Origin of the sequence: Actinoplanes sp. HUAS TT8 (assembly GCF_051380535.1) — a bacterium.
Taxonomy (GTDB): domain Bacteria; phylum Actinomycetota; class Actinomycetes; order Mycobacteriales; family Micromonosporaceae; genus Actinoplanes.
Genome location: NZ_CP195646.1, coordinates 1,282,546 through 1,306,734, shown reverse-complemented (window position 1 = coordinate 1,306,734; position 24,189 = coordinate 1,282,546). Strand labels below are relative to the sequence as shown.

At 71.2% G+C, this 24,189-nt stretch carries 25 protein-coding genes; 15 read left to right on the top strand and 10 right to left on the bottom strand.

Annotated elements, in window-relative coordinates:
* Positions 1-39: 39 nt before the first annotated feature.
* The gene (locus ACSHV8_RS05725; RefSeq protein WP_436530091.1) at positions 40-732 is read right to left on the bottom strand and encodes a histidine phosphatase family protein; all 693 of its coding nucleotides are present in this window, start codon (positions 730-732) and stop codon (positions 40-42) included.
* A complete protein-coding gene (locus tag ACSHV8_RS05720; RefSeq protein WP_436530089.1) occupies positions 732-1,784 on the bottom strand; it encodes an LLM class F420-dependent oxidoreductase in 1,053 nt (350 codons plus the stop codon). The genes ACSHV8_RS05725 and ACSHV8_RS05720 overlap by 1 nt, the downstream gene beginning before the upstream one ends.
* Positions 1,785-1,936: 152 nt before the next feature.
* On the opposite strand from ACSHV8_RS05720, the gene ACSHV8_RS05715 reads away from it, so the two are divergent.
* From ACSHV8_RS05715 to ACSHV8_RS05680, 8 genes are all read left to right on the top strand, one after another.
* On the top strand, positions 1,937-2,932 hold the full coding sequence (locus ACSHV8_RS05715; RefSeq protein ID WP_436530087.1) for an aldo/keto reductase: 996 nt from the start codon (positions 1,937-1,939) through the stop codon (positions 2,930-2,932).
* Between the two features lie 4 nt (positions 2,933-2,936).
* Entirely contained in the window at positions 2,937-4,049 is a 1,113-nt protein-coding gene (locus ACSHV8_RS05710) for a sensor histidine kinase (protein ID WP_436530085.1), read from the top strand.
* The gene (locus tag ACSHV8_RS05705; protein WP_436530083.1) at positions 4,046-4,687 is read left to right on the top strand and encodes a response regulator transcription factor; all 642 of its coding nucleotides are present in this window, start codon (positions 4,046-4,048) and stop codon (positions 4,685-4,687) included. The genes ACSHV8_RS05710 and ACSHV8_RS05705 overlap by 4 nt, the downstream gene beginning before the upstream one ends.
* Positions 4,688-4,784: 97 nt before the next feature.
* Positions 4,785-5,876: an IS630 family transposase gene (locus tag ACSHV8_RS05700; RefSeq protein ID WP_436525318.1), complete on the top strand. Its 1,092-nt coding sequence runs from the start codon at positions 4,785-4,787 to the stop codon at positions 5,874-5,876.
* 215 nt (positions 5,877-6,091) lie between these two features.
* Complete coding sequence (locus ACSHV8_RS05695) at positions 6,092-7,156, top strand: hypothetical protein (RefSeq protein WP_436530081.1); 1,065 nt, start codon at positions 6,092-6,094, stop codon at positions 7,154-7,156.
* A gap of 39 nt (positions 7,157-7,195) precedes the next feature.
* Positions 7,196-7,471 carry a hypothetical protein gene (locus ACSHV8_RS05690; RefSeq protein WP_436530079.1) on the top strand — a complete coding sequence of 92 codons (276 nt, stop codon included), beginning with the start codon at positions 7,196-7,198 and terminating at the stop codon, positions 7,469-7,471.
* Positions 7,468-7,752 carry a hypothetical protein gene (locus ACSHV8_RS05685; RefSeq protein ID WP_436530077.1) on the top strand — a complete coding sequence of 95 codons (285 nt, stop codon included), beginning with the start codon at positions 7,468-7,470 and terminating at the stop codon, positions 7,750-7,752. The genes ACSHV8_RS05690 and ACSHV8_RS05685 overlap by 4 nt, the downstream gene beginning before the upstream one ends.
* Positions 7,753-7,979: 227 nt before the next feature.
* Positions 7,980-8,171, top strand: coding sequence for a DUF5703 family protein (locus tag ACSHV8_RS05680; RefSeq protein ID WP_436530075.1), 192 nt, complete (start codon positions 7,980-7,982; stop codon positions 8,169-8,171).
* A 37-nt stretch (positions 8,172-8,208) separates the two neighbouring features.
* Here ACSHV8_RS05680 and ACSHV8_RS05675 read toward each other — a convergent pair whose 3' ends face one another.
* Both ACSHV8_RS05675 and ACSHV8_RS05670 read right to left on the bottom strand, forming a co-directional pair.
* Positions 8,209-8,874, bottom strand: coding sequence for a hypothetical protein (locus tag ACSHV8_RS05675; RefSeq protein ID WP_436530074.1), 666 nt, complete (start codon positions 8,872-8,874; stop codon positions 8,209-8,211).
* A gap of 37 nt (positions 8,875-8,911) precedes the next feature.
* Positions 8,912-10,219, bottom strand: a complete 1,308-nt coding sequence (locus ACSHV8_RS05670; RefSeq protein WP_436530072.1) for a M20/M25/M40 family metallo-hydrolase — start codon at positions 10,217-10,219, stop codon at positions 8,912-8,914.
* A gap of 68 nt (positions 10,220-10,287) precedes the next feature.
* Between ACSHV8_RS05670 and ACSHV8_RS05665 the strand changes: the two genes are divergently transcribed.
* Together ACSHV8_RS05665 and ACSHV8_RS05660 are read left to right on the top strand one after the other, a co-directional pair.
* The gene (locus tag ACSHV8_RS05665; protein WP_436530070.1) at positions 10,288-10,845 is read left to right on the top strand and encodes a hemerythrin domain-containing protein; all 558 of its coding nucleotides are present in this window, start codon (positions 10,288-10,290) and stop codon (positions 10,843-10,845) included.
* A 128-nt stretch (positions 10,846-10,973) separates the two neighbouring features.
* On the top strand, positions 10,974-11,948 hold the full coding sequence (locus ACSHV8_RS05660) for a LysR family transcriptional regulator (RefSeq protein WP_436530068.1): 975 nt from the start codon (positions 10,974-10,976) through the stop codon (positions 11,946-11,948).
* Positions 11,949-12,202: 254 nt separating this feature from the next.
* Here ACSHV8_RS05660 and ACSHV8_RS05655 read toward each other — a convergent pair whose 3' ends face one another.
* Positions 12,203-14,791 carry an ATP-dependent Clp protease ATP-binding subunit gene (locus ACSHV8_RS05655; protein WP_436530067.1) on the bottom strand — a complete coding sequence of 863 codons (2,589 nt, stop codon included), beginning with the start codon at positions 14,789-14,791 and terminating at the stop codon, positions 12,203-12,205.
* Positions 14,792-15,148: 357 nt separating this feature from the next.
* On the opposite strand from ACSHV8_RS05655, the gene ACSHV8_RS05650 reads away from it, so the two are divergent.
* From ACSHV8_RS05650 to ACSHV8_RS05630, 5 genes are all read left to right on the top strand, one after another.
* Positions 15,149-15,514 (top strand): hypothetical protein, encoded by a 366-nt coding sequence (locus tag ACSHV8_RS05650; RefSeq protein ID WP_436530065.1) that lies wholly within the window; start codon positions 15,149-15,151, stop codon positions 15,512-15,514.
* 807 nt (positions 15,515-16,321) lie between these two features.
* Positions 16,322-16,582 (top strand): hypothetical protein, encoded by a 261-nt coding sequence (locus tag ACSHV8_RS05645; protein ID WP_436530063.1) that lies wholly within the window; start codon positions 16,322-16,324, stop codon positions 16,580-16,582.
* Between the two features lie 4 nt (positions 16,583-16,586).
* Positions 16,587-17,483, top strand: a complete 897-nt coding sequence (locus tag ACSHV8_RS05640; RefSeq protein ID WP_436530062.1) for a hypothetical protein — start codon at positions 16,587-16,589, stop codon at positions 17,481-17,483.
* Positions 17,484-17,504: 21 nt separating this feature from the next.
* Positions 17,505-20,213, top strand: coding sequence for an FtsK/SpoIIIE domain-containing protein (locus tag ACSHV8_RS05635; RefSeq protein ID WP_436530061.1), 2,709 nt, complete (start codon positions 17,505-17,507; stop codon positions 20,211-20,213).
* Positions 20,210-20,911, top strand: a complete 702-nt coding sequence (locus ACSHV8_RS05630; RefSeq protein ID WP_436530060.1) for a hypothetical protein — start codon at positions 20,210-20,212, stop codon at positions 20,909-20,911. The genes ACSHV8_RS05635 and ACSHV8_RS05630 overlap by 4 nt, the downstream gene beginning before the upstream one ends.
* Positions 20,912-20,932: 21 nt before the next feature.
* Here the strand turns inward: ACSHV8_RS05630 and ACSHV8_RS05625 are convergent, their stop codons facing one another.
* The 5 genes from ACSHV8_RS05625 to ACSHV8_RS05605 all read right to left on the bottom strand — a co-directional run bounded on the left by ACSHV8_RS05625 (position 20,933) and on the right by ACSHV8_RS05605 (position 23,997).
* Positions 20,933-21,109 (bottom strand): hypothetical protein, encoded by a 177-nt coding sequence (locus ACSHV8_RS05625; protein ID WP_436530058.1) that lies wholly within the window; start codon positions 21,107-21,109, stop codon positions 20,933-20,935.
* Positions 21,110-21,262: 153 nt separating this feature from the next.
* Positions 21,263-21,862, bottom strand: a complete 600-nt coding sequence (locus ACSHV8_RS05620) for a hypothetical protein (RefSeq protein WP_436530056.1) — start codon at positions 21,860-21,862, stop codon at positions 21,263-21,265.
* A gap of 425 nt (positions 21,863-22,287) precedes the next feature.
* Entirely contained in the window at positions 22,288-22,710 is a 423-nt protein-coding gene (locus tag ACSHV8_RS05615; RefSeq protein ID WP_436530054.1) for a TraR/DksA family transcriptional regulator, read from the bottom strand.
* A gap of 176 nt (positions 22,711-22,886) precedes the next feature.
* Complete coding sequence (locus tag ACSHV8_RS05610; protein ID WP_436530053.1) at positions 22,887-23,531, bottom strand: uridine kinase; 645 nt, start codon at positions 23,529-23,531, stop codon at positions 22,887-22,889.
* 4 nt (positions 23,532-23,535) lie between these two features.
* Positions 23,536-23,997, bottom strand: coding sequence for a winged helix-turn-helix domain-containing protein (locus ACSHV8_RS05605; RefSeq protein ID WP_436530051.1), 462 nt, complete (start codon positions 23,995-23,997; stop codon positions 23,536-23,538).
* Positions 23,998-24,189: the final 192 nt, after the last annotated feature.

The window sequence follows — 24,189 nt, the reverse complement described above, 5'->3', positions numbered from 1 at the left end:
GGGTGCACGCAGCGACTATCGCCCGATCACGGAGGGTCGTCAGACGCCGCCTCCGGCGCCGCCGCCGACGGCCGCGTCGCTGCTCTCGGCGGGCTTGTCACCATCGGTTTTCTTCGGTACGAGCGAGGCCAGTTCACCCGTGTCGTTCACGCGCACCAGGAACGGCCTGGTCGGCGTGTACCGGATCACGGTGATCGATGCCGGGTCGGCGACGATCCGCTGGAACTGGTCGAGGTGCAGGCCCATGGCATCGGCGACGATGGCCTTGATCACATCGCCGTGGCTGCAGGCGAGCCAGATGGCCTCCGGCCCGTGCTCGGCGGTCACCTTCTCGTCCCAGGCGCGGACGGCCGCGATGCCGCGCGCGGACATGGCCGCCATGGACTCGCCGCCGGGGAAGGTCACGGCGCTCGGGTGCTGCTGGACGACCGGCCAGAGCGGCTCCTTGGCCAGCTCTTTCAGCGGGCGGCCCTCCCATTCGCCGTACCCGCACTCGATCAGTCCGTCGTCGAGGGCCGGCTCGGTCCCGGGCAGGGCCAGTCCGACGGTCTGCCGGCAGCGGATCAGCGGGCTGGAGACGACGGCGGCCAGCGGGATCCCGCGCAGGCGCTCGGCGACCCGGCCGGCCTGGGTGCGCCCGGTGTCGTCGAGTTCGACGGGACGGCGACCGGCCAGCTCGCCGGTCGCGTTCGCGGTGGTGCGGCCGTGCCGCAGGAGGAGGACGGTTGCCACTAGCGGGCCACGCCGGACTCTTCGTACGCGCTCGCGACGACGCGGAGCGTCTCCAGGCCGGACTCCAGGTCGCCGACGTACGGGCTGATCGACAGGGTGCCGACGCCGGCCGCCGCGTACTCCTTGATCCGCTTGGTGATGCGGGCCTTGTCACCGATGATCGAGGTGCGCTCGATGAACTCCTGCGGCACCGCCTCGGCGGCCTCGGCGACCTGCTTGTTGAGGTACAGGTCCTGGACCTTCTTGGCCTCGTCGGCGTATCCCATCCGTACGGCCAACTGGTTGTAGAAATTCTGCTCCCGGCTGCCCATGCCGCCGATGTAGAGCGCCGCATACCACCGCACGACGTCGGCGCAGGCGGCGACGTCGTCACCGACCACGACCGGCACGCTGGGGGCGACGTCGAAGCCGGCCAGCCCCTGACCGTGCTTGGCCCGGCCGGCGGCGATGTGCCGCAGCTGGTCGTCGGCCGCGTCGGGGGCGAAGAAGATGGCCAGCCAGCCGTCGGCGATCTCGCCGGCCAGTTCCAGGTTCTTCGGGCCGACGGCGGCCAGGTAGATCGGGACCTCGGCGCGCGGCGGGTGGAAGCCGAGCTTGATCGCCTTGCCGGCGCCGCCGGGCAGCGGCAGCTGGTAGTGCTCGCCGTCGTACTGCACGCGGTCGCGGCGCAGCGCCATCTTGACGATGTCGACATATTCCCGGGTACGGGCGAGCGGCTTGGCGAACTTGACGCCGTGCCAGCCCTCGGAGACCTGCGGGCCGGAGACGCCCAGGCCGAGCCGGAAGCGGCTGCCGGAGAGCGTGTCCAGGGTGGCCGCGGTCATCGCGGTCATGGCCGGGGTGCGCGCCGGTATCTGCAGCACGGCCGAGCCGATGTCGATCCTCTCCGTCTGCCCGGCGAGCCAGGCCAGCATGCTGACCGTGTCCGACCCGTAGGCCTCGGCGGCCCAGACCACCGAGTAGCCGAGCCGATCGGCCTCCTGGGCCATGGCGAGATGGTCGGCCGGCGTGCTCCACGCCGTCTGATAACCGAGGCTGAGTCCGAGCCGCACTGCCCTGCCCTCCGTCACTGACGAGACCTAGATCTTGGCGATCCGCTCGCAAGCCTACTGATGGGAACCCGTCACGTTTCCGTCCGGTAACCGACGCACCCTGTCGAGCCGGAGGATTTCTTTGTCGACCAGGTCTGAATAAGGTTCACTACATGCACCAGCGACCGCTCGGCCGAAGCGGGCTAGCGGTCTCGCGGCTCGCCCTCGGCACCATGACCTGGGGACGGGACACCGACCCCGATGACGCGGCCGAGCAGATGAAGCTGTTCCTCGAGGCGGGCGGCACTCTGATCGACACCGCCGACGTGTACGGCAACGGCGACGCCGAGGCGGTGATCGGCTCCCTGCTCGATCACCTGGTCCCGCGCGACGAGGTGGTGATCGCCACCAAGGCCGGGCTGACCCCGCACGGCTGGCGGGCGCGGGACGGGTCGCGCGGCAACCTGCTGCGATCCCTGGACGCGTCGCTGCGCCGGCTCGGCACCGACTACGTCGATCTGTGGCAGGTGCACGGCTACGACGGGCAGACCCCGTTCGAGGAGACGCTGTCCGCTCTCGATCACGCGGTGCACAGCGGGAAGGTGCGCTACGTCGGCGTGTCGAACTTCGCCGCCTGGCAGACCGCGCGCGCCGCGACCTGGCAGTCGGCCTACCCGAACCGGGCGCCGATCGTGGCCGCCCAGATGGAGTATTCGCTGCTGGAGCGCGGTATCGAGCGGGAGTTGCTGCCGGCCGCGGCGGCGCTCGGCTTCGGGGTGCTGGCCTGGTCGCCGCTGGGGCGGGGTGTGCTGACCGGGAAGTACCGCAACGGGCGCCCGCTCGACTCGCGGGCCGCGTCCGAGCACTACGCGCCGTTCGTGCAGACCTATCTGGAGCCGCGCAGCTCCAGCATCGTCGAGGCGGTGGTCATCGCGGCCGGCGGTCTCGGCGTGTCGCCGCTCGAGGTGGCGCTGGCCTGGATAAGGGATCGGCCCGGACTGGCCGCGGTGATCCTGGGCGCCCGGACCGCCGGGCAGTTGCAGGGCGCGCTGCGCAGCGAGGAGCTGACGCTGCCGGCCGAGATAGCGTTCGCGCTGGAGGACGTGTCGGCCATCGACGTCGGCTATCCGGAACGCGAGGGCACCGGCGACCCGCACGGGGTGCTCTGACGCGATGCTGCGTCCGCTGGTCACGGCCGCCACGTACCGGCGGGCGGTGTTCCTGCTGCTCGGGTCGGTGCTGGCTCTGCCGTACGCGCTGGGTCTGGGTCTGGTGATCGGATCTGTCGCCGAGGATCCGGAGCACTGGCCGAGCAATCTGTGGGCCGTGCTCGCCGCCGCCGGGATCGCGCTGGTCCCGCCGTTTCTGGCCGGCACCCGGGAGCTGGAGATCGCGGCCGCGCGCTCGCTGCTCGGGGTCGACCTGCCCGGGCATGATCGTGGCCATCGGATGGCCCGCGAGACCCGGCTGCGGGCGGCCCTCTGGTTCGGATTGCACCTGGTCACCGGGGTGGCAATCGGGGCGGTGCTGCTCGTCGTCGTGCCGGTCGGCATTCTCGCCCTGACCGGCGGTGAGACGCTCGTGCCGGGCACCGGCGGCTGGTGGTGGCTGCCGGCCGCGCCGGTGATCCTGGCCGGGGCGATCTACGCGGTGGCCGGGCTGGGGTCGCTGGCCGCGACGATGGCGCCGGTGCTGCTGGGGCCGTCGGAGACCGAGCGGGAACGGTTGCTCGCCGAGCGCAATCGGCTGGCGCGGGAACTGCACGATTCCGTCGGGCATGCGTTGACGGCGATGACGTTGCAGGCCGGGGCGGCTCGGGCGGTCTTCGGGAACGATCCCGATTTCGCGTTGAGGGCGCTGTCCGCGATCGAGGAGACCGGGCGGGCGGCCGCCGGTGAGCTCGACGCGGTTCTCGGCATCCTGCGGGACGAGGTGGCCGGGCCGACGCTCGACGCGGTGAACGGACTTCTGTCCGACCGGATTGATGCGGATATATCGCCCATCGACCTCCCGCCGCACGTGTCCCGGGAGGCGTACCGGATCGTGCAGGAATCGCTGACCAACGCCGCGCGGCACGGCACCGGGCCGGTCACGCTGCGCATCCGGCAGGAGGAGGACCTGGTGATCGACGTGATCAACCGGCGGGCCGAGGCGGGCCGGCGGCGCGGCGGCGGGCACGGGATCGAGGGCATGCGGGAACGCGTACGCCTGCTCGGCGGCACCCTCGAAGCCGGGCCGGCCGGCGAGAACTGGCAGGTCACCGCCCGTCTTCCGGTGGGCCGATGACCGGCCTGCTGATCGTGGACGACGACGAACTCGTGCGGGCCGGGCTGCGGGCCGTCCTCGGCGCCCAGCCCGACCTCACCGTTCTCGGCGAGGTCGGGGACGGCAGCGACGTGGTCCCGGCGGCGGTCCGGCTCCGGCCCGATGTCATTCTCATGGACGTACGGATGCCGAAGCTCGACGGCATTCAGGCGACGCGCCTGGTCCTCGCCAAGTTCCCGGCCGACGCGCCGAAAGTGCTCGTCGTGACGACATTCGCCAACGACGAGTACGTGTACGAGGCGCTGCACGCCGGGGCCAGCGGATTCCTGCTCAAACGGGCCCGGCCGGAACAGATCGTGGAAGCCGTCCGAGTCGTCGCACGCGGCGACTCCCTGCTGTTCCCGGCGGCGATCAAGAAGCTGGCGGCGGCCTACTCGCGACCGGACGGAAGCCTGAAAGCCGCGGGACTGACCGCGCGGGAGGCCGAGGTGCTGGCGCTGATGGCCGACGGGCTGTCCAACGCGGAGATCGCCGAGCGGCTCGTGCTGGGGGTGGAGACGATCAAGACGTATGTGGGGAATGTGCTCGGCAAGCTCGGGGTCAGGGACCGTACGCAGGCGGTGGTCGTCGCCTACCGATCCGGTTTCGTCTCCCCCTAGTGCCTCGTCTTTGAACGTTGGCCGTGTAATCCGTCGGTTCTGAGGCCGTTTCGGGCAGGCTGTTCCTCTCGCGTTGTGGTGTGGGAGGTGATGCCGGGTGGGACGACGCCCGGAAGTGTTCGTGCGGGCACTGTCGATGGCCGAAGGTCAACGGCTGCAGAAGATCACGCGGACTGCGAAAAACCCGGTCAAGCTGCGCCGGGCGATCGTCGTGCTGATGTCCGGCCAGGGCCAGCCGGCGCCGGACATCGCGTACCTGCTCAAGGCCACCGAGGACTACGTCCGCGACGTGATCCACGCGTTCAACGAGCGGGGGTTCGACGCGCTGGACCCAAAATGGAGAGGGGGCACACCGAACAAGATCAGTGAGCCGGTCCGCGACTGGATCTGCGTGATCGCCCGATGTGACCCCCGATTCCTGGGCCAGCCGTTCTCCTGCTGGTCGCTGTCGAAGCTGCGTGACTACCTGATCGAGAGCGGCCGGGTCGCCACGATCAGTATCGAGACGGTCCGGCGGATCCTGCACGAACGCGGCGTGACCTGGCAGCAGTCGAAGACGTGGAAGGCCAGCAACGACCCGGACTTCACCGCCAAGATGCGCCGGGTCCTCGACCTCTACGACCATCCACCGGCCGGCGGGCGGGTCGTCTGCGTCGATGAGTTCGGGCCGCTGAACCTGCAGCCCCGGCCGGGCAAAGCCTGGAAACCACCGGGCAAGCCGGTCCGGCTACGGGCGACTTACCACCGTGACCACGGGGTCCGGCACATGATCGCCAGCCTCGACCTGGCCACCGGGAAGATCCACTACCGGATCAGGGACCGGAAACGCTCGGGCGAGTTCCTCGCCTTCCTCAAGAGCCTGCGACGCCGCTGGCCAGGACAGACGCTGCACCTGATCCTGGACAACTTCTCCCCGCACAAGCATCCGACCGTCCGGGCCTGGTGCCAGGCCAACGACATCGACCTTGTCTTCCTGCCGACCTACAGCTCGTGGCTGAACTGGATCGAGGCCGAGTTCGCCGCCCTGCGCTACTTCGCCCTCAACGGCACCGACCACCGCACCCACGCCGAGCAGGACACGGCGATCGGTGACTACATCCGCTGGCACAACCAGCGAGCCCGTCCGAAAACCGGATACGCGACCGAGTCCAAGATCCGCCACCCGGATTACCCGTTCAAGGCCGCATGACGAGGCACTAGCTCCCGTGATCGGCCCGGCACGACGAAACACGGCGCTGACACGGTAGCCGCGGGACGGGCCACCGCGCATTTCCCGAACAATCCCGGATCTGAACCTTTCTCCCCGGCCGGCTGTACCACTCGGTGACCGTTGCCTATGGAGCCTGTCGGCGGCAGTGCCGGAAACGGGGAGAGATGACTGAGCTTCACGTTGATCCAGACGGCATGAATCGCCTGTACAACCAACTGCAGCGCGCATCTTCCGACGCCTCGGACGCGCTCGCCTACACGCAAAGTAACTGCCACATCAGTTTCACGGGGGCTGGACTGATCATGTATTTCGCCGGGCCGCAGGATCACATCCTCGACCAGGTCGAAACCGCGTTGACGAGACTTCGTGACCTTTCCGGATCGGCGGGAACCGAGATCAACAAGGCTCAGATCATGTATCAGCACACCGATCAGGCCGCGGCCGCCGCGATCGACACCATCGGCAACGGCGTCAGCGACCCGGCGGCGCTGCGAGCGCTGACGTCACCGACACGCGGGGACGTGGAGAGCTCCCGAGCCGCCTTCGCCGACGTCGAGGAGCCGGTGACCTGTCTTCGGAGCCCTGAGTATGCGGTGCCCATCGAGATGTGGAGCCTGAACCCGCTCGCCGACCTGGTGTCCCCCACGGCCTGGCTGCGCCAGGTCTGCATCAGCCTTTTCGGTAAGGATCCCTTCGAGTTCTGGACCAGTAAACTCGCCGGCGAATGGCAGGCGTTCGTCTACGCCGGCAACGCGGTCGCACAGGCCGGAGCCGCGGCGGATGCCATAGCCCACAATCTCGGCGGGAGTGCCACGGACGTCCCCACGGCCTGGCAGGGCAATGCTTCGGAAGGCTTCCAGAATTTCGAGGTAAATCTGGCACTCAATGCCGCCGGCCTCGCCGGCGCCGCCCAGAGGTATTCGCAGGCGTATATGGACACCGCTGAGGTGGTCAAGAAACTGTACGACCTGACAGCCGGCCTGATCATGGATCTCTACGACGCGCTCATCATGGTCAGCGGCGGAATGGCAGCGGGCACCGCACTCATCGAAACAGCCTTCGGAGCGGTGGCAGGGTACGGCGTCGCCGCCTATTACAGCTGGATCGCATTGGACCTCTACCAGGTCATCAGCGATTTCTACGGCGCTGCAGAAGACGCGGTCAAGGCCATATCCGCTACGGTCACCGGAATCCAGGCCAACTTCGGCGTCAAGGATCTCCCAGGAATCGATGCCTATCATCATCCGGCTTTAGGCTAGCGCCACTCGCATCCCGTCTCGTGATCGAAGGTCAGGCTTATGAGCAGTTCGACACTCCACCAGCCACTGGCGCAAGCACTACTGCATCATCTCGCGGACAGCCGACCCGGCAAGGACGACCCGGTCGGATCCTTCGCGCGCACCGTTCTCAACGGCGAGGCCTCGCTCCGGGCCGCAGCGTCGTTCAGCTGGCACGGGAACGGGCTGGCCGAGGCCGCGAGCAAAGCCGAAGAGGAACGTCGAGGCCTTCCGTCCGACGAGCGTCGCAGCTTCGAGTCGGACGCGCTGCGGATCCGGGAGATCGAGCGGGCGTGAGCGTCCTTCAGCGCTGGCGGATCGCATTTCCGTTCGTCGTTTTCACGCTGCTGCTGCTGGCGGCCACCGCCGGCGGGCTCTGGCTCTACTGGGATGTCGACAACCCCGCCCGGCGTGCGCTCACCGGATTCATGTGCCTGATGCTGGCGATCGCCGTCGGGATCAGCATCTCGATCGGCGCCGACAGCCGGATCCGGGCCGTGCCGTGGGCACGGATGGGCGCCGTGACGCTGTTCATCGCTCTCACGACGGGCGTCGCCTGGGTCCGGACCGTGGTCTAGGCCACCGAGGCAGAACGCGTCGCCCGCCGGTCAACGCCCGGCGGGTGTAGTCACCATCACGGGCCGCCGCGAGCAGCCCGCCTCTTGAGACTCAAGGCTCGGAGGCAGCTTGACCAGGCGAGATCCGGTAGTACACGCACGAACACTTCGCTCCGCTCGCCGCTCGAAGTGAATAGCCCCTGGTCAGAGCTTGTCGAGGATCGGGCTGGAGAGGCATTCTAGGCGGCATGGACTACGAATACGCGCCGCTCCGGTTGCCTTCGAATGTCGATCGTCTGACCGCGGCGGCGCAGCTCGCCATACAGGCGGAGTTCTCCGGGTGGGAGCTGGCCCGGGTTCAGCTGTTCGCGGACGGCAGCCGCAAGGTGATGCTCCGCCGGCGGATCCAGCCGACTCCCCAGCCCGGACTCAGCCTATAAAAAACCCGCCCGGCCTGAGCCGAGCGGGTTTTCCGGTTCAGTGGTTGTGGCCCGCGTGGTCGTCTTCCTCGTCCGGGAGGAACGGGTGCTCGTCGAGGCGGCCGACCAGCTGGTCGCCCTCGACCGGCGCGAACGGGCCGGAGCCGTCGGCGTCGTCGAAGGCCTCCAGGTCCAGGGGCTCGTCGACCTCGGTGACCGTGAGCAGGCCGTCCAGCGGCTCCAGCTCGGGCACGTCGAGGGACGCGAGCGAGCCGTCGCCGGCCTGGAGGAGTTCCAGCACGGCTTCGCCGACGGACTCGACCGGGCCGACCTCCTCGTCCTCCGGGACGGAGCCGCGGCGGGCGTTCTCCGCGACCTTGAGCAGGGCGGAGACGCTGGGCACCCGGTAGTCGCGGCGCTGCCGGACGGAGATGACCTGCGGGTACGGGTCGCCGGCGCCGGTGTCCCCGGCCTCGCCGGCCAGGAAGCGCTGGTCGGCCTCGTCCGGGTCGATCGACTCGACGTCCCACGGCGTGACCTCGCCGAATGCGTCGAGCAGCTTCTCGTCGTACGCGAAGGAGGCGTTGTTGAGGTCGACGTACGCCTGCCAGACGTCGTCGTCGTCAATGCGACCCGCGGCCGCCTTGACGGCCGTGAGGTGCGCCCGCGCTGCCTCTACCACCCGCTCGAGGGCGGCGTCGAGCTCCGCGTTCTGGTCACTCATCTGTCTGGGGGTCCTTCCAAGCTGTAGCCCGAATCATCTAACTGTTCCGAAGCAATCGGTCGAGAACACGCACGCCGAACTTTAGACCCTCGACGGGCACCCGCTCGTCGATGCCGTGGAACAGGGCGGCGAAGTTCAGGTCGGGCGGAAGTTGCAACGGGGCGAACCCGAAGCATCGGATGCCGAGGGTGCTGAACGCCTTGGCGTCCGTTCCGCCGGACATCAGGTACGGCACGGTACGCGCACCGGGGTCCTCGGCCCGCAGCGCCGCGCCCATCGCGTTCACCAGCGGCCCGCCGAACTCGGTCTCCACGGCCGGTTGCTGGTGCACGTGCTCGATCTCCACGTCCGGCCCGATGATCTCACGGAGCTCGGCCAGGAACGACTCCGCCTGGCCGGGAAGGGTGCGGCAGTCCACGGTGGCGGACGCGCGGCCGGGGATGACGTTGTCCTTGTAGCCGGCTTCGAGGCGGGTCGGGTTGGCGGTGTTGCGGATGGTGGCGCCGATCAGGTTGGCGATCGGGCCGAGTTTGGCGATGGCCAGTTCCGGGTCGGCCGGGTCGATGTCGATGCCGAGCGCCTCGCCGACCTGCTCCAGGAAGGTGCGCACGGTCGGGGTGACGACGACCGGGAACCGGTGCCGGCCGACGGCCGCGACGGCCTCGGCCAGGGCGGTCACCGCGTTGTCGTCGTGGATGAACGAGCCGTGGCCGGGCCGGCCGGTGGCGTGCAGGCGCAGCCAGTCGAGCCCCTTCTCGGCGGTCTGCACCAGGTAGAGGCGCAGATCCTTGTTGACGGTGTACGAGTACCCGCCGACCTCGCCGATCGCCTCGGTCGCGCCTTCGAACAGCTCCGGGTGCTTCTGCACCAGCCACTGGGAGCCGTACTCCATCCCGGCCTCTTCGTCGGCCGTGTAGGCCAGGATGATGTCGCGCGGCGGGACGTAGCCGGTGCGCTGCCAGTCGCGGACGACGGCGAGCACCATGGCGTCGAAGTCCTTCATGTCGACCGCGCCGCGGCCCCACAGGTAGCCGTCCTTGATCTCCCCGGAGAACGGGTCGACCGACCATTCGCTCTTGTCGGCCGGCACCACGTCGAGGTGCCCGTGCACCAGCAGCGCGCCGCGCGAGCGGTCGGCGCCGGGGATGCGGGCGACCAGGTTGGCGCGCTTGGGGGCCGACTCCAGCAGGCGCGACTCGATGCCGGCGTCGGCCAGTTTCCCGGCGACGTACTCGGCGGCGACCCGCTCACCCACGGTGGTCCGCGGGTCCCCGGTGTTGGTGGTGTCGATGCGCAACAGGTCCTGGCAGAGGCCGACGACCTCGTCCACGGCGGAGGAGTTCATCCGCCCTTCTTACCAGCAAGTTGTCAACGGTGTTTGAGGGCAATGGCATACCGGGTACCGCCGCGGACATGTCTGACGTGAATCTTCCCCCGCTCCCGCCGGTCGAGGGCGCCCTTTCCGGACGCAACGTCGTCGATGTCCTGGACGAGCAGCACCGGGAGATCCTCGGCCTACTGAACCACGATATGTCGGGTAAAGCGTACGACGTCCTTATTGCCACTCTCGCCCGTCACCTCTCGGCCGAGGAGCAGTACCTCTACCCGGCCGTCCGCACCGCCGTCCCGGACGGCGAGCGGATCGCCGACCGCGAGCTGGCCGAGGACCGCGAGCTGCTCAAGCTCATGCAGGACCGGTCGCGCCTGGACGAGCTGACCGCGGCCGTGCGCCGGCACGTCGAGGCCGACCGGGGCGAGCTGTTCCCGCTGCTGATGCAGATGGTCCCGGCCGATGACATGATCCGGCTGGGCAACCGGGTGGAGACCGCCCAGGAGGCCGCGCCGACCCGGCCGCACCTGTCGACTCCGGTCACGCCGCCGTGGAACAAAGTGGTCGACCCGCTCGTCGGAGTGATCGACAAGCTTCGTGATGTGGCGACCGGGCGGACGACGTACACGCACAATCTGTAAACGTGCGTTTACTTAACGACCGTTTAGACCGGATGATCCCGTTACTTAACCGGTTTGTCACAAACTACCGATCTTCCCACGTGTTTCAGGGCTAGCCTTCGATCCCTTTCTAGTCCTAACGTCACGCTATGAACCTGGAGCTGCGGCATCTGAAGGTGGTCTGCGCCATCGCGGAGACCGGCAGCGTCACCAAGGCCGCGTCACAACTCGGCCTGGCCCAACCAGCGCTCACCGCCCAACTGCAGCGGATCGAGCGCACGCTCGGCGGCCCGCTGTTCGACCGGGACCGGCGCGGTGCCCGTCCCACGGCGCTCGGCGAGCTGGTGCTGTCCCGGGCCCGGGTGCTGCTTCCGGCGATGAAAGGCCTGCAGGACGAGGCCCTACGGCTCGCATCCGGCGGATCGTCGCGCATGACGCGGTACCGGATGGGCGCGATCGGCGGGCCGGTCTTCGCGCATCTGCTGCACCGGCTCTCGGCCGCCCAGCCGGAGTCGCAGATCTCGACCTACGCCTCCTACTCGGTCGACGAGCTGGCCACCATGGCCTTCAACGGCAAGCTGGACTTCGTCCAGGTCGGCGTGTGCGGGGACGCCCTGCCCTCGGCCGACTTCGGCCTGGTCTGGGACACCATCTCGGTCGACGCGGTCTGCGTGCTCATGCCCGAGGACCATCCGCAGGCCAAGGGCGCCGAGGTCGACCTGGCCGAGCTGGCCGACGAGCAGTGGTCGGCCGCCCCGGGCGACGGCTGCTTCGAGACCTGCTTCGCCGCCGCCTGCGCCCGGGCCGGCTTCGCGCCGCGCCGGGTTCTGGAGACCGACGTGCGCGCCTGCATCGACATGGTCGAGCTGGGCGTCGCGATCGGCCTGTGCCAGCCCACGTTCCGGCCGCCGGCCGGCCTGACCACCCGACCACTCAAGGGTGCGCCGCTGCGGTGGCGCCTGATCCTGGGCTGGCACCCGGAGTCCCCGGCCGCCCGCTCGGCGCCGAAGGTCCTGGAGCTGGCCCGCGAGGCCTACCACGACGTCATCTCCCGCAACGAGGACTACGTGGCCTGGACCCAGGACCACCCGAACCTCGGCCGCACCCACCTGGCCGCCGCCTGACCGACCCATAAAGATCACATTCTTCTTTGCCTCGGTCCGCCGGGGTACAGACCGTCGCTCCCGCGGGGACCCTTCCGGTCCTCGCAGGGCGCTGGCGCGCCCAGAACGCGAGGCCCGCAAGGGCGACGTGGTCGGGTGGTTGCGGTCAAACCACAAAACCCCGCGGCCGGGTTCCGGAGCTCATCCTCTCCGCGGAGGGGCGAGACGCGGAAACGGCGCCGGACCAGGATCCGGCGCCGTTCTCGTGACCTCCGTCAGCGCGTGCTCAGCGACGCCGACTCGACGTCGAAGGTCAGCGCGCCCTCCCGGGCGTCCACCCGCACCGTCTGGCCGGGCGCCAGATCGGCCGCGAGCAGCATCTTGGACAGCCGGTTGTCCAGCTCCCGCTGGATCGTCCGGCGCAGCGGCCGGGCCCCGAACTCGGGCTGGTAGCCCCGATCGGCGAGCCAGTCCACCGCCGCCGTCGTGATCTCCAGCGTGACGTCCTGGGCGTGCAGCCGGCGCCGGGTCGACTCCAGCAGCATCTCGGTGATCTTCCGGAGCTGGTCGGTCTCCAGCTGCCGGAAGACGATGATCTCGTCGATGCGGTTGATGAACTCGGGCCGCAGCTGCTCCTTGAGCCGCCGCTCGATCCGGTCGTGCAGATCGTCCCCGGCCTCCCCGCCGCCGAACCCGACGCTGCGGGTCGACCCGTTGATCAGGTCCGACCCCAGGTTGCTGGTCATGATCAGCACGGTGTTCTTGAAGCTCACCGTGCGGCCCTGACTGTCGGTCAGCCGCCCGTCGTCGAGCACCTGGAGCAGGATGTTGAACACGTCCGGGTGGGCCTTCTCGATCTCGTCGAGCAGGACCACGCTGTACGGCCGCCGCCGCACCGCCTCGGTCAGCTGCCCCGCCTCGTCGTAGCCGACGTATCCGGGCGGCGCCCCGACCAGCCGCGACACGGTGTGCCGCTCCTGGAACTCGCTCATGTCGAGCCGGATCATCCGGTCCGGCTCCCCGAACAGCGCCTCGGCGAGGGACCGGGCCAGCTCGGTCTTGCCGACACCGGTCGGCCCGAGGAACAGGAAGCTGCCCACCGGCCGGTCCGGGTCACCCAGCCCGGCCCGCGAACGGCGGACCGCCTCGGCGACCGCGGCGACCGCGTCCTCCTGGCCGATCACGTGCTCGTGCAGGTGCTGTTCGAGCCGGAGCAGACGGTCCCGCTCGGCCTCGGTCAGCTGCGCCACCGGGATGCCGGTCGCGCGGGACACCACCTCGGCGATGTCGTCGGCGGTGACCCGCGGGACACCGTCGGCGCCCGCCCCGGCCCCGGCGATCTGAGCCTTGAGCTCGTTGATCCGGTCCCGCAGCTGGGACGCGACCTCGTAGTTCTCCGCGTGCACGGCCTGGTCCCGGTCCCGGGACAGCTGCTCCAGCTGCCGCTCCCGCTCGCGCAGGTTCGCGTCGGGTGTCTTGACGCGCAGCCGCACCCGGGCGCCGGCCTGGTCGATCAGGTCGATCGCCTTGTCCGGCAGGAACCGGTCGGTGATGTAGCGGTCCGACAGCTCGGCCGCCGCGTCCAGGGCCTCGTCGGTGATCCGCACCTGGTGGTGCGCCTCGTAGTTGTCGCGCAGCCCGCGCAGGATCGCCACCGCGTCCTCGACGCTGGGCTCGCCGACCAGCACCGGCTGGAAGCGCCGGGCCAGGGCCGCGTCCTTCTCGATGTGCTTGCGGTACTCGTCCAGGGTGGTCGCGCCGATCACCCGCAGCTGCCCGCGGGCCAGGGCCGGCTTGAGCATGTTGCCGGCGTCCATCCCGCCGCCCTCGCCGCCGCCACCGGCGCCGACCAGGGTGTGGATCTCGTCCATGAAGACGATCAGGCCGTCCCCGGATGCCTGGATCTCGTCGATGATCTTCCGCATGCGCTCCTCGAAGTCGCCGCGGTAGCGCGTGCCGGCGACCAGACCGGCCAGGTCCAGCTGCACGACCCGCTTGTCCTGCAGGGTGAGCGGCACGTCGCCGTCCACGATCCGCTGGGCCAGGCCCTCGACGATCGCGGTCTTGCCGACGCCGGCCTCACCGATCAGGACCGGGTTGTTCTTGGTGCGCCGGGACAGGATCTCCACGGCCTGCTCGATCTCGTCGGCCCGGCCGATCACCGGGTCGATCTCACCGCGCCGGGCCACCTCGGTCAGGTCCACGCCGAACTGCTCCAGCGTCGGCGTCGCACCGGCGCCGCGCCCGCCACCGCGGGAGCCGCCCCGGCCGTCACCGGCCGGGCCGGACGGGGTCTCCGGGTTCGGGATCTGCCGCGGGTCGAGACGACCGGCCAGCAGCCGCCCGGCCACCGAGTCGGTGTTCAGGCCGAGCGCCATCAGGATGTGCTCCGGCCCGATGTAGGAGGCGCTGACCGCGCGGGAGATCTGCAGGCTGTCCAGCAGCGCGCGCTTGGCCGCCGGGGTCAGCGCGACCTGCTCCGGCGTGTCCCGGTCGGCGCCCATGTCGGCACGCCGGTTGGCCGCGGCGGTCCGCGACGCGTCGTCGCCCAGCCGCCCGTCCAGCTCGCTGATCAGGACCTGCGGGTCCACGCCGGCCCGGCGCACGGTCTGCTTCATCGGCTCCTGCTGCAGCACGGCCCAGAGCAGGTGGTCGGTGTCCAGGTCGGCCAGGCCGCCGTCACCGGCACCCAGGTCGGCGGCCCGCCGCGCGGCGTCGGCCAGCACCTGGCGTGCGTCGTTGCTCATGTAGCGCGCGATATCGATCCGCTGCGCCGACCGGCGCGGCTCGGCCGCACCGAAGAAGCGCGCGAACAGGTCGTCCCACTGACCGGGGCCACCCGGCCCCAACGGTCCGATGCTCATCAGTCTCTCTTCCCCTGGTACTCCACGACGGCCGAATCACCCGCCGCCACCGGTTAGAAGCGCGTGAGGCGGGACGGTGATTCCCGTTTTCCGCAAAAAGTTGACAGGGGTAGACTCAACTTCATGGCCGACCCCTCCGAACCTCTGGCGCCGCTCTTCCGGGAACCCGCTTTCCCCGAACCCGCGCCCGCGTCTCCGGAGTCCCCGTTTCAGGGAGCCACATCACAGGCGGCCGTGTCCGGCGAACCGGAGTCTCCGCCTCTGATCTCCGCGTCCGGCCATCCCGCGGCCACGCCTCCGGCCTCGACATCCGGCGACACCGCGGCCACGCCTCCGACCTCTGCGTCCGGGCCGCCTTTGATCATCGTCGACGGCGCCAACGTGGTCGGCTCGGTTCCGGACGGCTGGTGGCGCGATCGTGCGGGCGCCGCGGTCCGCCTCCGCGACAACCTGGCCGCGGTGCCGGCGGCCGGGCTGACCGGGATCCCGGCGCCGGTCGAGGTGGTCCTCGTCGTCGAGGGCCAGGCCCGGAACATTCCGCAAGGTCCGCCCGGCGTGCGCATCGAGCGCGCCACCGGCTCCGGCGACGACAAAATCATCGATTTGGTACGGGATGAGCCCCGCCCCCGCCGCATCGTGGTCGTGACCGCCGACCGTGGCCTGCGGGACCGCGCCGTGGCCTTGGGCGCGGAGATCCGCGGCCCGTCCTCGGTGCCGCGCTGACCCGCACCACGCCCGCCCCGCGTCTCACCCGCCCGCACGTCGCCTCGCCTCGCCCGCGCCACGCCACGCCGCGCCGCGCCGCACCTCGCCCGCCCCGCGCCGCACCTCGCCCGCCCCGCGCCGCACCTCGCCCGCCCCGCGCCGCACCTCGCCGCGCCTCGCCGCGCCGCCCCGCACCTCGCCCCCGCTCCGCACCTCGCGCCCGCCCCCGCGTCTCGCCCCGGGCCGCGCGAACGCCGACCGGGCCGCGAGCGCCGACCGGAGGCGCCAGGGCCACCGGCGGGTTTTCGGGGCGGCGTCGGTTTTGCGGTGTGGCGGCGGGTAAAGGTTTGGCGGCGGGTAAAGAGGTGGCAGCGGGTAAGGGGTGGGGCAAGTGACGGGGTGGCGGCGGGTGAAGGGGTGGAGTCGGGTGAAGCGGTCTCGGGTGTCGACGGGTTTGTTGCTCTGACCGCAACCACCCGACCACATCGCCCTTGCGGGCTGAGCGTTCTGGGCGCGCCAGCGCCCTGCTCAGACCGGAAGGGTCCCCGCGGGAGCGACGATCGGGACCACGGCGGACCGAGGCAATGAAGAATTTGATCTTGATTTGGGGTGTGGGGGTCGGCGACGGGCCGGAAAGTGGCATGATCCACAATGGACCGCGCCGGAAATCGGTTGCTACCAGGGCGATCACCCTTGTCGATCGTCGGACTCCTGGTGCGTCTTTTTACTCCCTGTTGTGCGAAAAGGCGCGGCCGAGGCAAGCACGAACCGGGCTTGGCGTTACGCTGGAGCCGCAAGTGGGTTGAGTTACAGGAGGCCGAACGAGTGGCCAGTGTCGCCGAGCTCAGAGCGGCCGTGGATGCCGCTGTCCAGCAGGTGAACGAGGGGCAGGCGGCGATACAGGCGGCTCGGGAGAAGCTCGGGGAGGCCCAGCAGAGCCTGGCCGCGGCGCTGGACGGTGGCGCCCATGAGGCCGTCGGCACCGCGCACGCCTCGCTGTCGCAGGCCGACCAGCAGCTCGAGGAGTGCTTCAGCGCCACCCAGGTCGCGATCGAGGCCGCCCAGAACTACACGGCGATGCTCTGACGCGATGTCAGTCCTGGAAGATCTCGGCGCCCGGCTCCGGGCCGCCTCCGACGAGCTGCCCGACGGGCTGGTCGTCAAGGCGATGGAGAAGCTCCGCACCGCCACCGAGCTGCTGAACTGGGTGCGCGAGGCCTCGGAGCAGAAGATGGGCGTCCCCGAGCTGGGCAACGCGACCGAGCACGCCGAGCGGGCGGCCGCGGCGCTGCGCCTGGCCGAGGACGCGATCGAGTCCTACCTGGCCGTGCTCGGCCTCGGCGGGGTGCCCGGCGCGCAGCGTGACCAGGAGTGGCGCGAGGCGCTGAAACCGGACGAGCCGCGGCCTCCGGCCGAGCAGCCGGGCGCGGCCCCGGAGACGCCGGAGCGGCTCGGCCCGTGGTGGCAGGCGCGCGTCGCCGAGCTCACCGGCGAGCCCGCGCCGGACAAGGCCGAGGGCCGGCGGCCGGAGACGACCGACACGGCCGAGCTGCTGCGGCGGGTCGCGGCCGGGGTCCGGTCCGGTGACCGCGCCCGGCTCGGCCGTGACCTGCACGGCGTGAACGCGTCGACCGGGCTCGGGCTGTCCGCGGTGACCCCGCCGGTGCTGCACCGGCTCGCCGCCGACCTGCTCGGTCACGAGCCCCGGCCGGAGGACGTGCCCCGGCTGCGCACGGCCGCCGAGGGCCGGGTCAAGGCACTGCTGCCGGGCACCTCACCGGCCGTGCTGGACACGCTCCTGGACCGGATCTGCCGGGTCCCGGCCAAGGATCAGGGGAACCGCCCGGCCGGGCATCCGGCCGACAACGCGGTGACCGCGAGCGTGCTGACCGGGGTGCTGCTGGCCCGGCTGGGCCGTGACGCCGGCGCGCTCGACCCGGCCGCGCCGGAACCGGTGCGCCCGCGCGAGGGTGAGCGGCCATCATGACGACGACGATTCCGGCAGGCCATGACTGAGTCCACGAAACAGCAGGTCATGGAGATCCGGGCCGGGCTGTCGCACGCGCTCGGGGCCGCGGAGAACGCTCTCGGTGACGCCGAGCGCGAGCAGAGCGCCGCGTCCGGGCGGTGGGAGCGGATCCGGGCCGCGGCCGACACCCGGCAGCGCAAGCTGGTCGCCGCCCGTGACGAGCGCCTGCGGTCGGTCGACGAGTGGCACGACACCGAGCTCGGCGCGCTGGCCGGGGCGGCGGCGGGCGCGGCCGACCGGGCCGCCCCCGGTCCGGCCGGCGAGCCCTGGCACTCGTGGGAGGCGACCCCGCTGCCGGCCGCGGCCGAACTGCGGATCGGGCAGCTGCTGCTGCCCTCGGCCCCGGTGGCCGCCCCGGCCGAACCGGCCCGCCCCTGGTCGTGGGACGAGGAGCCGCCGGCCCCGGCCGAGGACGCGCCCGAGGTGCCGGCCCTGGTGCAGCTGCTCGACCACGGGCACGTCGTGGTCCAGGGCGACCGCAAGCTCGGCGACGACGTGGTGGCCGGCCTGCTGCTGCGCGCGCTCGGCAGCAGCCAGCCCGGGGCGGTGCAGGTCATCGGGTACGACCCGGAGCATCTGGGCGGCGGGCTGGCCGGGTTCGCCGCGCTCGCCCCGGCCCGGGTGCTCACGTTCGTCGCCCCCAACGGGCTGACCGCACTCCTGGACGACCTGGTCGGGCACGTGCGGCGGATCAACGAGACGGTGCTGGCCGGGGAGTATTCCTCGCTGCGCGAGCTGCACGCGGCGACCAAGCGGCGGCCCGAGCCGTGGCGGGTCGCCGTGCTGCTCGGCGCCGGCGAGCTGAACCGGCACGAGCGCACCCAGCTGGAACGTCTGCTGCGCACCGGCGCCGCCTGCGGCGTGCACCTGATCGTGCACGGGCTGAGCGTGGACCCCGGGCCCGGCATCGAGTGCGTCACCGCCCGGCCCGGCGAGGACGCCCGGATGAGCAGCGGCGGCGACCTTCCGGTCCGGCTCGACCCCGGCCCGCCGCCGACCGTGCTGAGCGCCACCTGCCGGCAGATCGCCGAGGCGGTCGCCGCCGGTCCGGCCCCGATCGCGCTGGACAGCCTGCTGCCCGACCCGAACCAGGAGTGGCGGGAGAGCTCGGCGACCGGGCTGACCGCGCCGCTCGGCGACAGCCCGCAGGGCACCCGGGTGCAGGTGACGCTCAGCGACTACCCGCCGCACGCGCTCATCGCCGGGCCGTCCGGCACCGGCAAGACCAACCTGATCTACGCGTGGATGGGGGCCCTGGCCGCCCGTTACTCCCCCGCCGAGCTGGCGTTCTACCTGCTCGACTTCAAGGAGGGGGTGTCCTTCGCGCGGTTCGCGCCGGGCCGCCGGGATCAGAGCTGGCTGCCCCACGTGCGGCTGGTCGGGGTGAACGTCAACACCGACCGCGAGTTCGGTCTGGCCCTGCTGCGCTTCCTCGGCGGCGAGCTGCGGCGGCGGGCCGAGGCGGCCAAACAGCACGAGGTCACCAACCTGGCCGAGCTGCGCGCCGAGGACCCGGACGGCGTCTGGCCGCGGATCGTCGCCGTGGTCGACGAGTTCCAGGTGCTGCTGGCCGGGCGGGACGCGGTCACCAACGAGGCCGTCGACCTGCTCGAGGACCTGGCCCGCCGGGGCCGCTCGCAGGGCATCCACCTGATCCTGGCCAGCCAGGACGTCTCCGGCATCGAGGCGCTGTGGGGCCGGCCGGCCCTGGTCGCCCAGTTCACGCTGCGCATCGCGCTGCCCCGGGCCCGGCGCATCCTGGCCGAGCAGAACAACGCGGCCGAGACGCTGCCCCGGTACCACGCGGTGGTCAACTCCGACTCCGGGGCGACCGAGGCCAACCAGGTCGTCCGGGTGCCGGCCGCCGGTGACCGCGAGCAGTGGAGCGCGTTGCAGCACCGGCTGTGGCGCCGGCTGCCCCCGGGCGAGCTGCCGCCGCGGCTGTTCGACGGCGACACGCAACCCAAACTGGCCGACAGCCCCGACTTCCGGACCCTGGTCGCCGAGGACTCGCCGGCCCCGGTGGCGATGCTCGGCGAGACGATCGACGTGATGTCCCGGTCGGCGCGGACCGTGCTGCGCCGCGCGCCCGGGCGCAACCTGGCCGTGCTCGGCACCCGGGTCGAGGAGGCCTGCTCGGTGCTGGCCACCGCCGGCCGGTCCCTGTCGGCCCAGTTCAGCCGGGACGGCGCGCGCTTCTCGATCGCCTGCTTCGACCCGGACGCGCGGGCCGCCGCCGAGGCGCTGCACGCCCGGATCCCGGACTGCGGATGGTACGACGCGTCGAACGTCGACTGGCTCCTGGAGGACGCGGCAGCCGAGTCCACCGCGGCCTGGCCGGCCGACCGGCCGCACTTCATCTTCCTGTACGCGGCCGACGCGCTCCCCGGCGGCAAGGAGACCGCCGATCACCTGCGGACCGTGCTGCGGCAGGGACCGGAACGGCGGCTGCACGTGCTCGGCTGGTGGCGCGGGGCCGGGCTGCTGCGCGACACGCTCGGCGGGCCGGCCGCCCGCACCGACCCGATCGGCGCCTGGGTCGCGCTGGACGTGCACGGGAGCGAGCTGGCGCCGTACTACCCGGGCGCTGGTGCGCCGAACTGGTATCCGCGGCCCTGGCGGGCGCTGCACTTCGACCGGTCGGTGCACCGAGGCGCCGAAGTGATCATTCCGTACGGTGGCACATGAGCGATCTGGAACGCGCCGACATGGAACGGGCCGACTACCGGACCGTCCTGCGCCGGCTGACCACGCTGGACCAGCGGGCCGCCCGGCTGCGGGCCGAGGCCGAACAGTGGCACGCCGACCAGCGGACCGCGGCCGACGAGGCGGTGCGCGAGGCCGAGAACCGGGTGCGCGACGCCCGGCGCGCGGTCCGCGACGCCCGGCGCGAGTTGGAGGAGGTCGACGCGCGGGCGGCCGGGCTCTGGGCCGAGTACGTGCACCGGGTCGGATCGGTGGCCGAACGGTTCGGCAAACTGCCGCCGGCCAGCATCCCCCGGCAGCGGGCGGACGAGCGGGCCCCGGCCGAATACCTGGCCGAGGTGGAGAAACGGGTCAAGTGGACGCCGCCGGCCCGGCCGATCACGTTCGGCATCAAGGTGCTGTTCACGATCTTCGGGCTGGCCGGGGGGATCCTCGGGGCGATCGGCAACCAGGTCGTCCGGGAGACCGGCTCGGCCGCGGCCGGGGACTGGCGGCAGGCCGCGCCGGTGGTGGCGCTGCTCGTGCTGCTGGCCTGCCCGGTGCTGTCCGTCGTGGGCGCGAAACTGGTGGCTGATCGGCGGAAGGTCGGGCTGGACACCAGCACCGTGGTCACCGTGCTGGGGACCGGGCTGGTCACGGCGATGCTGCTGTTCACCGCCGTTCAGTACGCGGGGGGCTGACCCCCGCGCGCCGGTGATCGGTCAGCGCGGCGTGGCCATGGCGCGGCGGCGCTCGGCCTCCTCGACCAAGGCCTCCGGGACGTCCTGGTGGTCGCCGGCGCCGTGGGCCTCGTCGTACTCGAAATCGCCGGCGGGATTGAACTCGGGGCCGGACTGGTCGCCCGGCTGGGGCAGGCGGGCTTCGGGCTCGTCGGTCATACCTGGAGTTCTACCCCCTGAACAGGGCCGGAACCGCCGTTCATCGAGGATTCACCCCGGCCGGCCCGGGGCGGGGCCGCTCCCCCGTGTCGCGGCCCCGCCCGGTTCGGGGGCCGGGCCGCCTTCTGTGTGGCGGCCCCGCCCGGATCCGGGTCAGCCGGCTGCGGGCCGGTCCAGCGGCAGGTCGACGTGGTGGACGGTGAAGTCGCCGCGGGTGACCGGGCCGAACGGTGCCGGGGCCAGGCAGGTGCCGACCTTGGCCGGACCCCACGTGCCGTTCTCGTCCTGGTCGCCGCTCATGTTCCAGGTGTAGCCGGCGCGGTCGCCGTGACCGTCGCGGCCGCCGTCGCGGACACTGAACCCGACCCGGGTGCCGATCCAGTCCCGCACGTCGCTGTCGGCGCGGGTGACGATGCCGGTCATGGCCGCGTAGCCGGGGCTGGTGATCAGGCAGTCGACGGCGGCCTCCAAGGTGACCGTGGCGCCGGTGGCGGCGACGTAGTGCGAGACCTTGACCGTGCCGGTGGCGTCCATGGGCAGACCCTGGGGGCGGCCCGGCAGCGGACGGGTGAAGGGCGCCGCCCGGACATCGAAACTGAATCGGCGTACGTCATTGTCGGGCGAGAACGGGAGGGTGAACTCGGCGCTCCCGCCGACCCGGGCGACCCGGTCGTGCGCGGAGGCCGGAATTGCCCAGGTGGCGAGCGTGATCGCGGTCGCCGCGGCGGCAATCCCTCGAACCGATTTTCTCATCGTGGTCCTTCCCCGTGGGCGCCACCCGGGTGGCGGCGCCTTCGAGGTCAAGACTCGTCCGAGTTCGATGTCGGTTGATCCCTCGCGAGAGGGTTTCGTCTCCCCCGCGGGAGGGAGGGCCGGCGAATTTCCGGAGCCCGTCGTGCGGGATTCCCGCGCCGGGCGGGGTCAGACGCCCGGGTCACCGAGCAGATCGATGCGGGTCGTCGCGCCCGGCCGGGCGGAAACGCCGGGAGAATTGTTCGCCGGCGCGGCGGTTTCGGCACCCGCTCTGCAGATTTCTCGTACGAATAGCGATAGCCGAACTTCTCTTGGATGTCGCCACTCGTCCACTTGTCGCCGGGCCGTAACCTCCGGCCGGCATTCCTTGTTGGACCCACTGATGTGCCCGCCCCCGCCCCCACGGAAACGGGCACCCCGAGACCTCAGCTGGCGCGACGCTCCCGCACCTGCTTGCAGTTCACACACGTGGTCGCCGACGGGAACACTTCGAGCCGCTCCACCGGGATCGGGTTCGAACAGCCCTCACAGTTCCCGTACGTCCCGTCCTCGAGCCGCTGCATCGCGTACTCCGCCTGGGTCCGCCGGTCGAGCAGCGTCCGCAGCAGAGACCCGGCCGCATCCCGCTCGGCCGTCTTGGACCCGCTGTCCGCCTGGTCGTCGCCGGCCGAGTCACCGATCTCGACCAGACGCAGGCGGTGGCTCGCCGCGACCGCGTCCTCGTACTCCGCGTCGAGCTCCTCGAACCTGGTCCGCAGGAGCACCCGGATCTGCTCGACCTCCTCGGTCGAACGTCGATTAACCGCGCTAGCGCCCTTACCGGCCACAACCGCTCCGTTGACGAGCATGCAGTCCCCCTGCCCTTCCCTCAGCCCCAGCCGGCGGGTCTCGGATCCGGCTCGTGGAGCCGCCTGATACCCACCGCCGGAAGTCCCAAACGAGACCCCCGCGAAAAAGTAACCGGAGCATAACTGTCAGTGGTGGGTTCCGCCACGGACTCGGCACACGGGTCTTGTGCCGACGATCACCCCTCCGGTCCGCCCGCGGCCGTGACCAGGGCCGGGCGCCGCGGATCGTCCAGGCGAACGACCACGTCCGCGAACGTCTCCGGGGCGACCTCGTCCACATATCGGGCGAAGGCCGGCAGGGTCCAGCGTTCCTCGGCCGGGGTGCGCCGGTCCAGTGCCGCAGCCGACACCTCAAGGTGGACGGTGAAGTCGAAGGGCAGCCCCGAACCGAGCAGCAGAGGCCCACTGACCAGCACGATCGCGTTCTCCGGGAGGTCGCGGTAGGGCTCCCGGGCGGCCCGGTCGGCATCGGCGTTCCACAGACGCGTGACGATGCGCCCGGAGCCGCCGGGGCCGGCCGGGTCGAGCACCTCGCGGATCAGGCCGGCCTCGTCGAACCAGCCGCTGTAGAACGAGTCCGGATTCGCCCGCCCGAACTCCAGCCGGACCGACGCCGGACGCAAGAAATCCCTGGTGTCGATGCGTACGGCCGGTCGGCCGAGCACCCGCAGCGGGCCGACCAGGGCATCGGCGAGACGACCCGGTCCGGCCGCGTCCGCCCCGTCCACGGCCACCCGGATCCTACTGTCGGATTCCCGACTGGCCAGCCGATCCGTCAGATCTTGGACGAGGACCTCGAACGAGATCGGAACAACGCGCATGACCTCAATCGTGCGGCATGATCGTGATCCGGGCGTCGTCGGCCAGCCGGTAGCCCACCCCGTAGACGGTGGTGACGGCCGGCACCGCCGCGCCCAGCTTGAGCCGCAGCCGGCGGACGTGCACGTCGACCGTGCGCTCCCCGGCCCGCTCGTAGCCCCACACACCGGCCAGCAGCTGGGCCCGGCTGAACACCCGGCGCGGCCGCTCGGCCAGGTAGAGCATCAGGTCGAACTCAAGACGGGTGAGCGGGACCACCTCGCCCTCCAGGAGCACCTGGCGGGACCCGGTCAGCAGACGCACCTCGGGACCGCTGGGGAGGGGCTCGGGCTCCGGCTCGGCCGGCACCGAGGCCGACTCCACGGTGACCGTGCCCCGGCTCAGCTCGACCAGCTCACGGACGGCGGCGAGCAGGCGGTGCGCCTGTGGCGAGACCGCGTCCCCGGTGAGCGGAATGGCGAGCGTCACGGTCAGCGCCGGTTCGGAGCGCCGGTTGGCCGGACCCCGGCCCGGTCCGGCAGAACGACGATCGGCTCGCGGCGACAATGCGCTGACCGGCATTGATTGATCCCCCAAAAATTTGTTGCGGCAAGCGAATATGAGTGATCACTGTGCGTTAAAGCGGGCCTGATATTTCCGGTCGGTCGCTTTGCTGGTCAA

What these genes read in the sequence shown, in the direction of transcription:
- ACSHV8_RS05675 (WP_436530074.1), bottom strand. Translation starts at nt 8,874, where the DNA reads ATGAGTGACCAGAACGCGGAGCTCGACGCCGCCCTCGAGCGGGTGGTA.
- ACSHV8_RS05705 (WP_436530083.1), top strand. Translation starts at nt 4,046, where the DNA reads ATGACCGGCCTGCTGATCGTGGACGACGACGAACTCGTGCGGGCCGGG.
- ACSHV8_RS05670 (WP_436530072.1), bottom strand. Translation starts at nt 10,219, where the DNA reads ATGAACTCCTCCGCCGTGGACGAGGTCGTCGGCCTCTGCCAGGACCTG.
- ACSHV8_RS05655 (WP_436530067.1), bottom strand. Translation starts at nt 14,791, where the DNA reads ATGAGCATCGGACCGTTGGGGCCGGGTGGCCCCGGTCAGTGGGACGAC.
- ACSHV8_RS05630 (WP_436530060.1), top strand. Translation starts at nt 20,210, where the DNA reads ATGAGCGATCTGGAACGCGCCGACATGGAACGGGCCGACTACCGGACC.
- ACSHV8_RS05690 (WP_436530079.1), top strand. Translation starts at nt 7,196, where the DNA reads ATGAGCAGTTCGACACTCCACCAGCCACTGGCGCAAGCACTACTGCAT.
- ACSHV8_RS05620 (WP_436530056.1), bottom strand. Translation starts at nt 21,862, where the DNA reads ATGAGAAAATCGGTTCGAGGGATTGCCGCCGCGGCGACCGCGATCACG.
- ACSHV8_RS05660 (WP_436530068.1), top strand. Translation starts at nt 10,974, where the DNA reads ATGAACCTGGAGCTGCGGCATCTGAAGGTGGTCTGCGCCATCGCGGAG.
- ACSHV8_RS05715 (WP_436530087.1), top strand. Translation starts at nt 1,937, where the DNA reads ATGCACCAGCGACCGCTCGGCCGAAGCGGGCTAGCGGTCTCGCGGCTC.
- ACSHV8_RS05665 (WP_436530070.1), top strand. Translation starts at nt 10,288, where the DNA reads ATGTCTGACGTGAATCTTCCCCCGCTCCCGCCGGTCGAGGGCGCCCTT.
- ACSHV8_RS05710 (WP_436530085.1), top strand. Translation starts at nt 2,937, where the DNA reads ATGCTGCGTCCGCTGGTCACGGCCGCCACGTACCGGCGGGCGGTGTTC.
- ACSHV8_RS05680 (WP_436530075.1), top strand. Translation starts at nt 7,980, where the DNA reads ATGGACTACGAATACGCGCCGCTCCGGTTGCCTTCGAATGTCGATCGT.
- ACSHV8_RS05610 (WP_436530053.1), bottom strand. Translation starts at nt 23,531, where the DNA reads ATGCGCGTTGTTCCGATCTCGTTCGAGGTCCTCGTCCAAGATCTGACG.
- ACSHV8_RS05640 (WP_436530062.1), top strand. Translation starts at nt 16,587, where the DNA reads ATGTCAGTCCTGGAAGATCTCGGCGCCCGGCTCCGGGCCGCCTCCGAC.
- ACSHV8_RS05695 (WP_436530081.1), top strand. Translation starts at nt 6,092, where the DNA reads ATGAATCGCCTGTACAACCAACTGCAGCGCGCATCTTCCGACGCCTCG.
- ACSHV8_RS05635 (WP_436530061.1), top strand. Translation starts at nt 17,505, where the DNA reads ATGACTGAGTCCACGAAACAGCAGGTCATGGAGATCCGGGCCGGGCTG.
- ACSHV8_RS05625 (WP_436530058.1), bottom strand. Translation starts at nt 21,109, where the DNA reads ATGACCGACGAGCCCGAAGCCCGCCTGCCCCAGCCGGGCGACCAGTCC.
- ACSHV8_RS05615 (WP_436530054.1), bottom strand. Translation starts at nt 22,710, where the DNA reads ATGCTCGTCAACGGAGCGGTTGTGGCCGGTAAGGGCGCTAGCGCGGTT.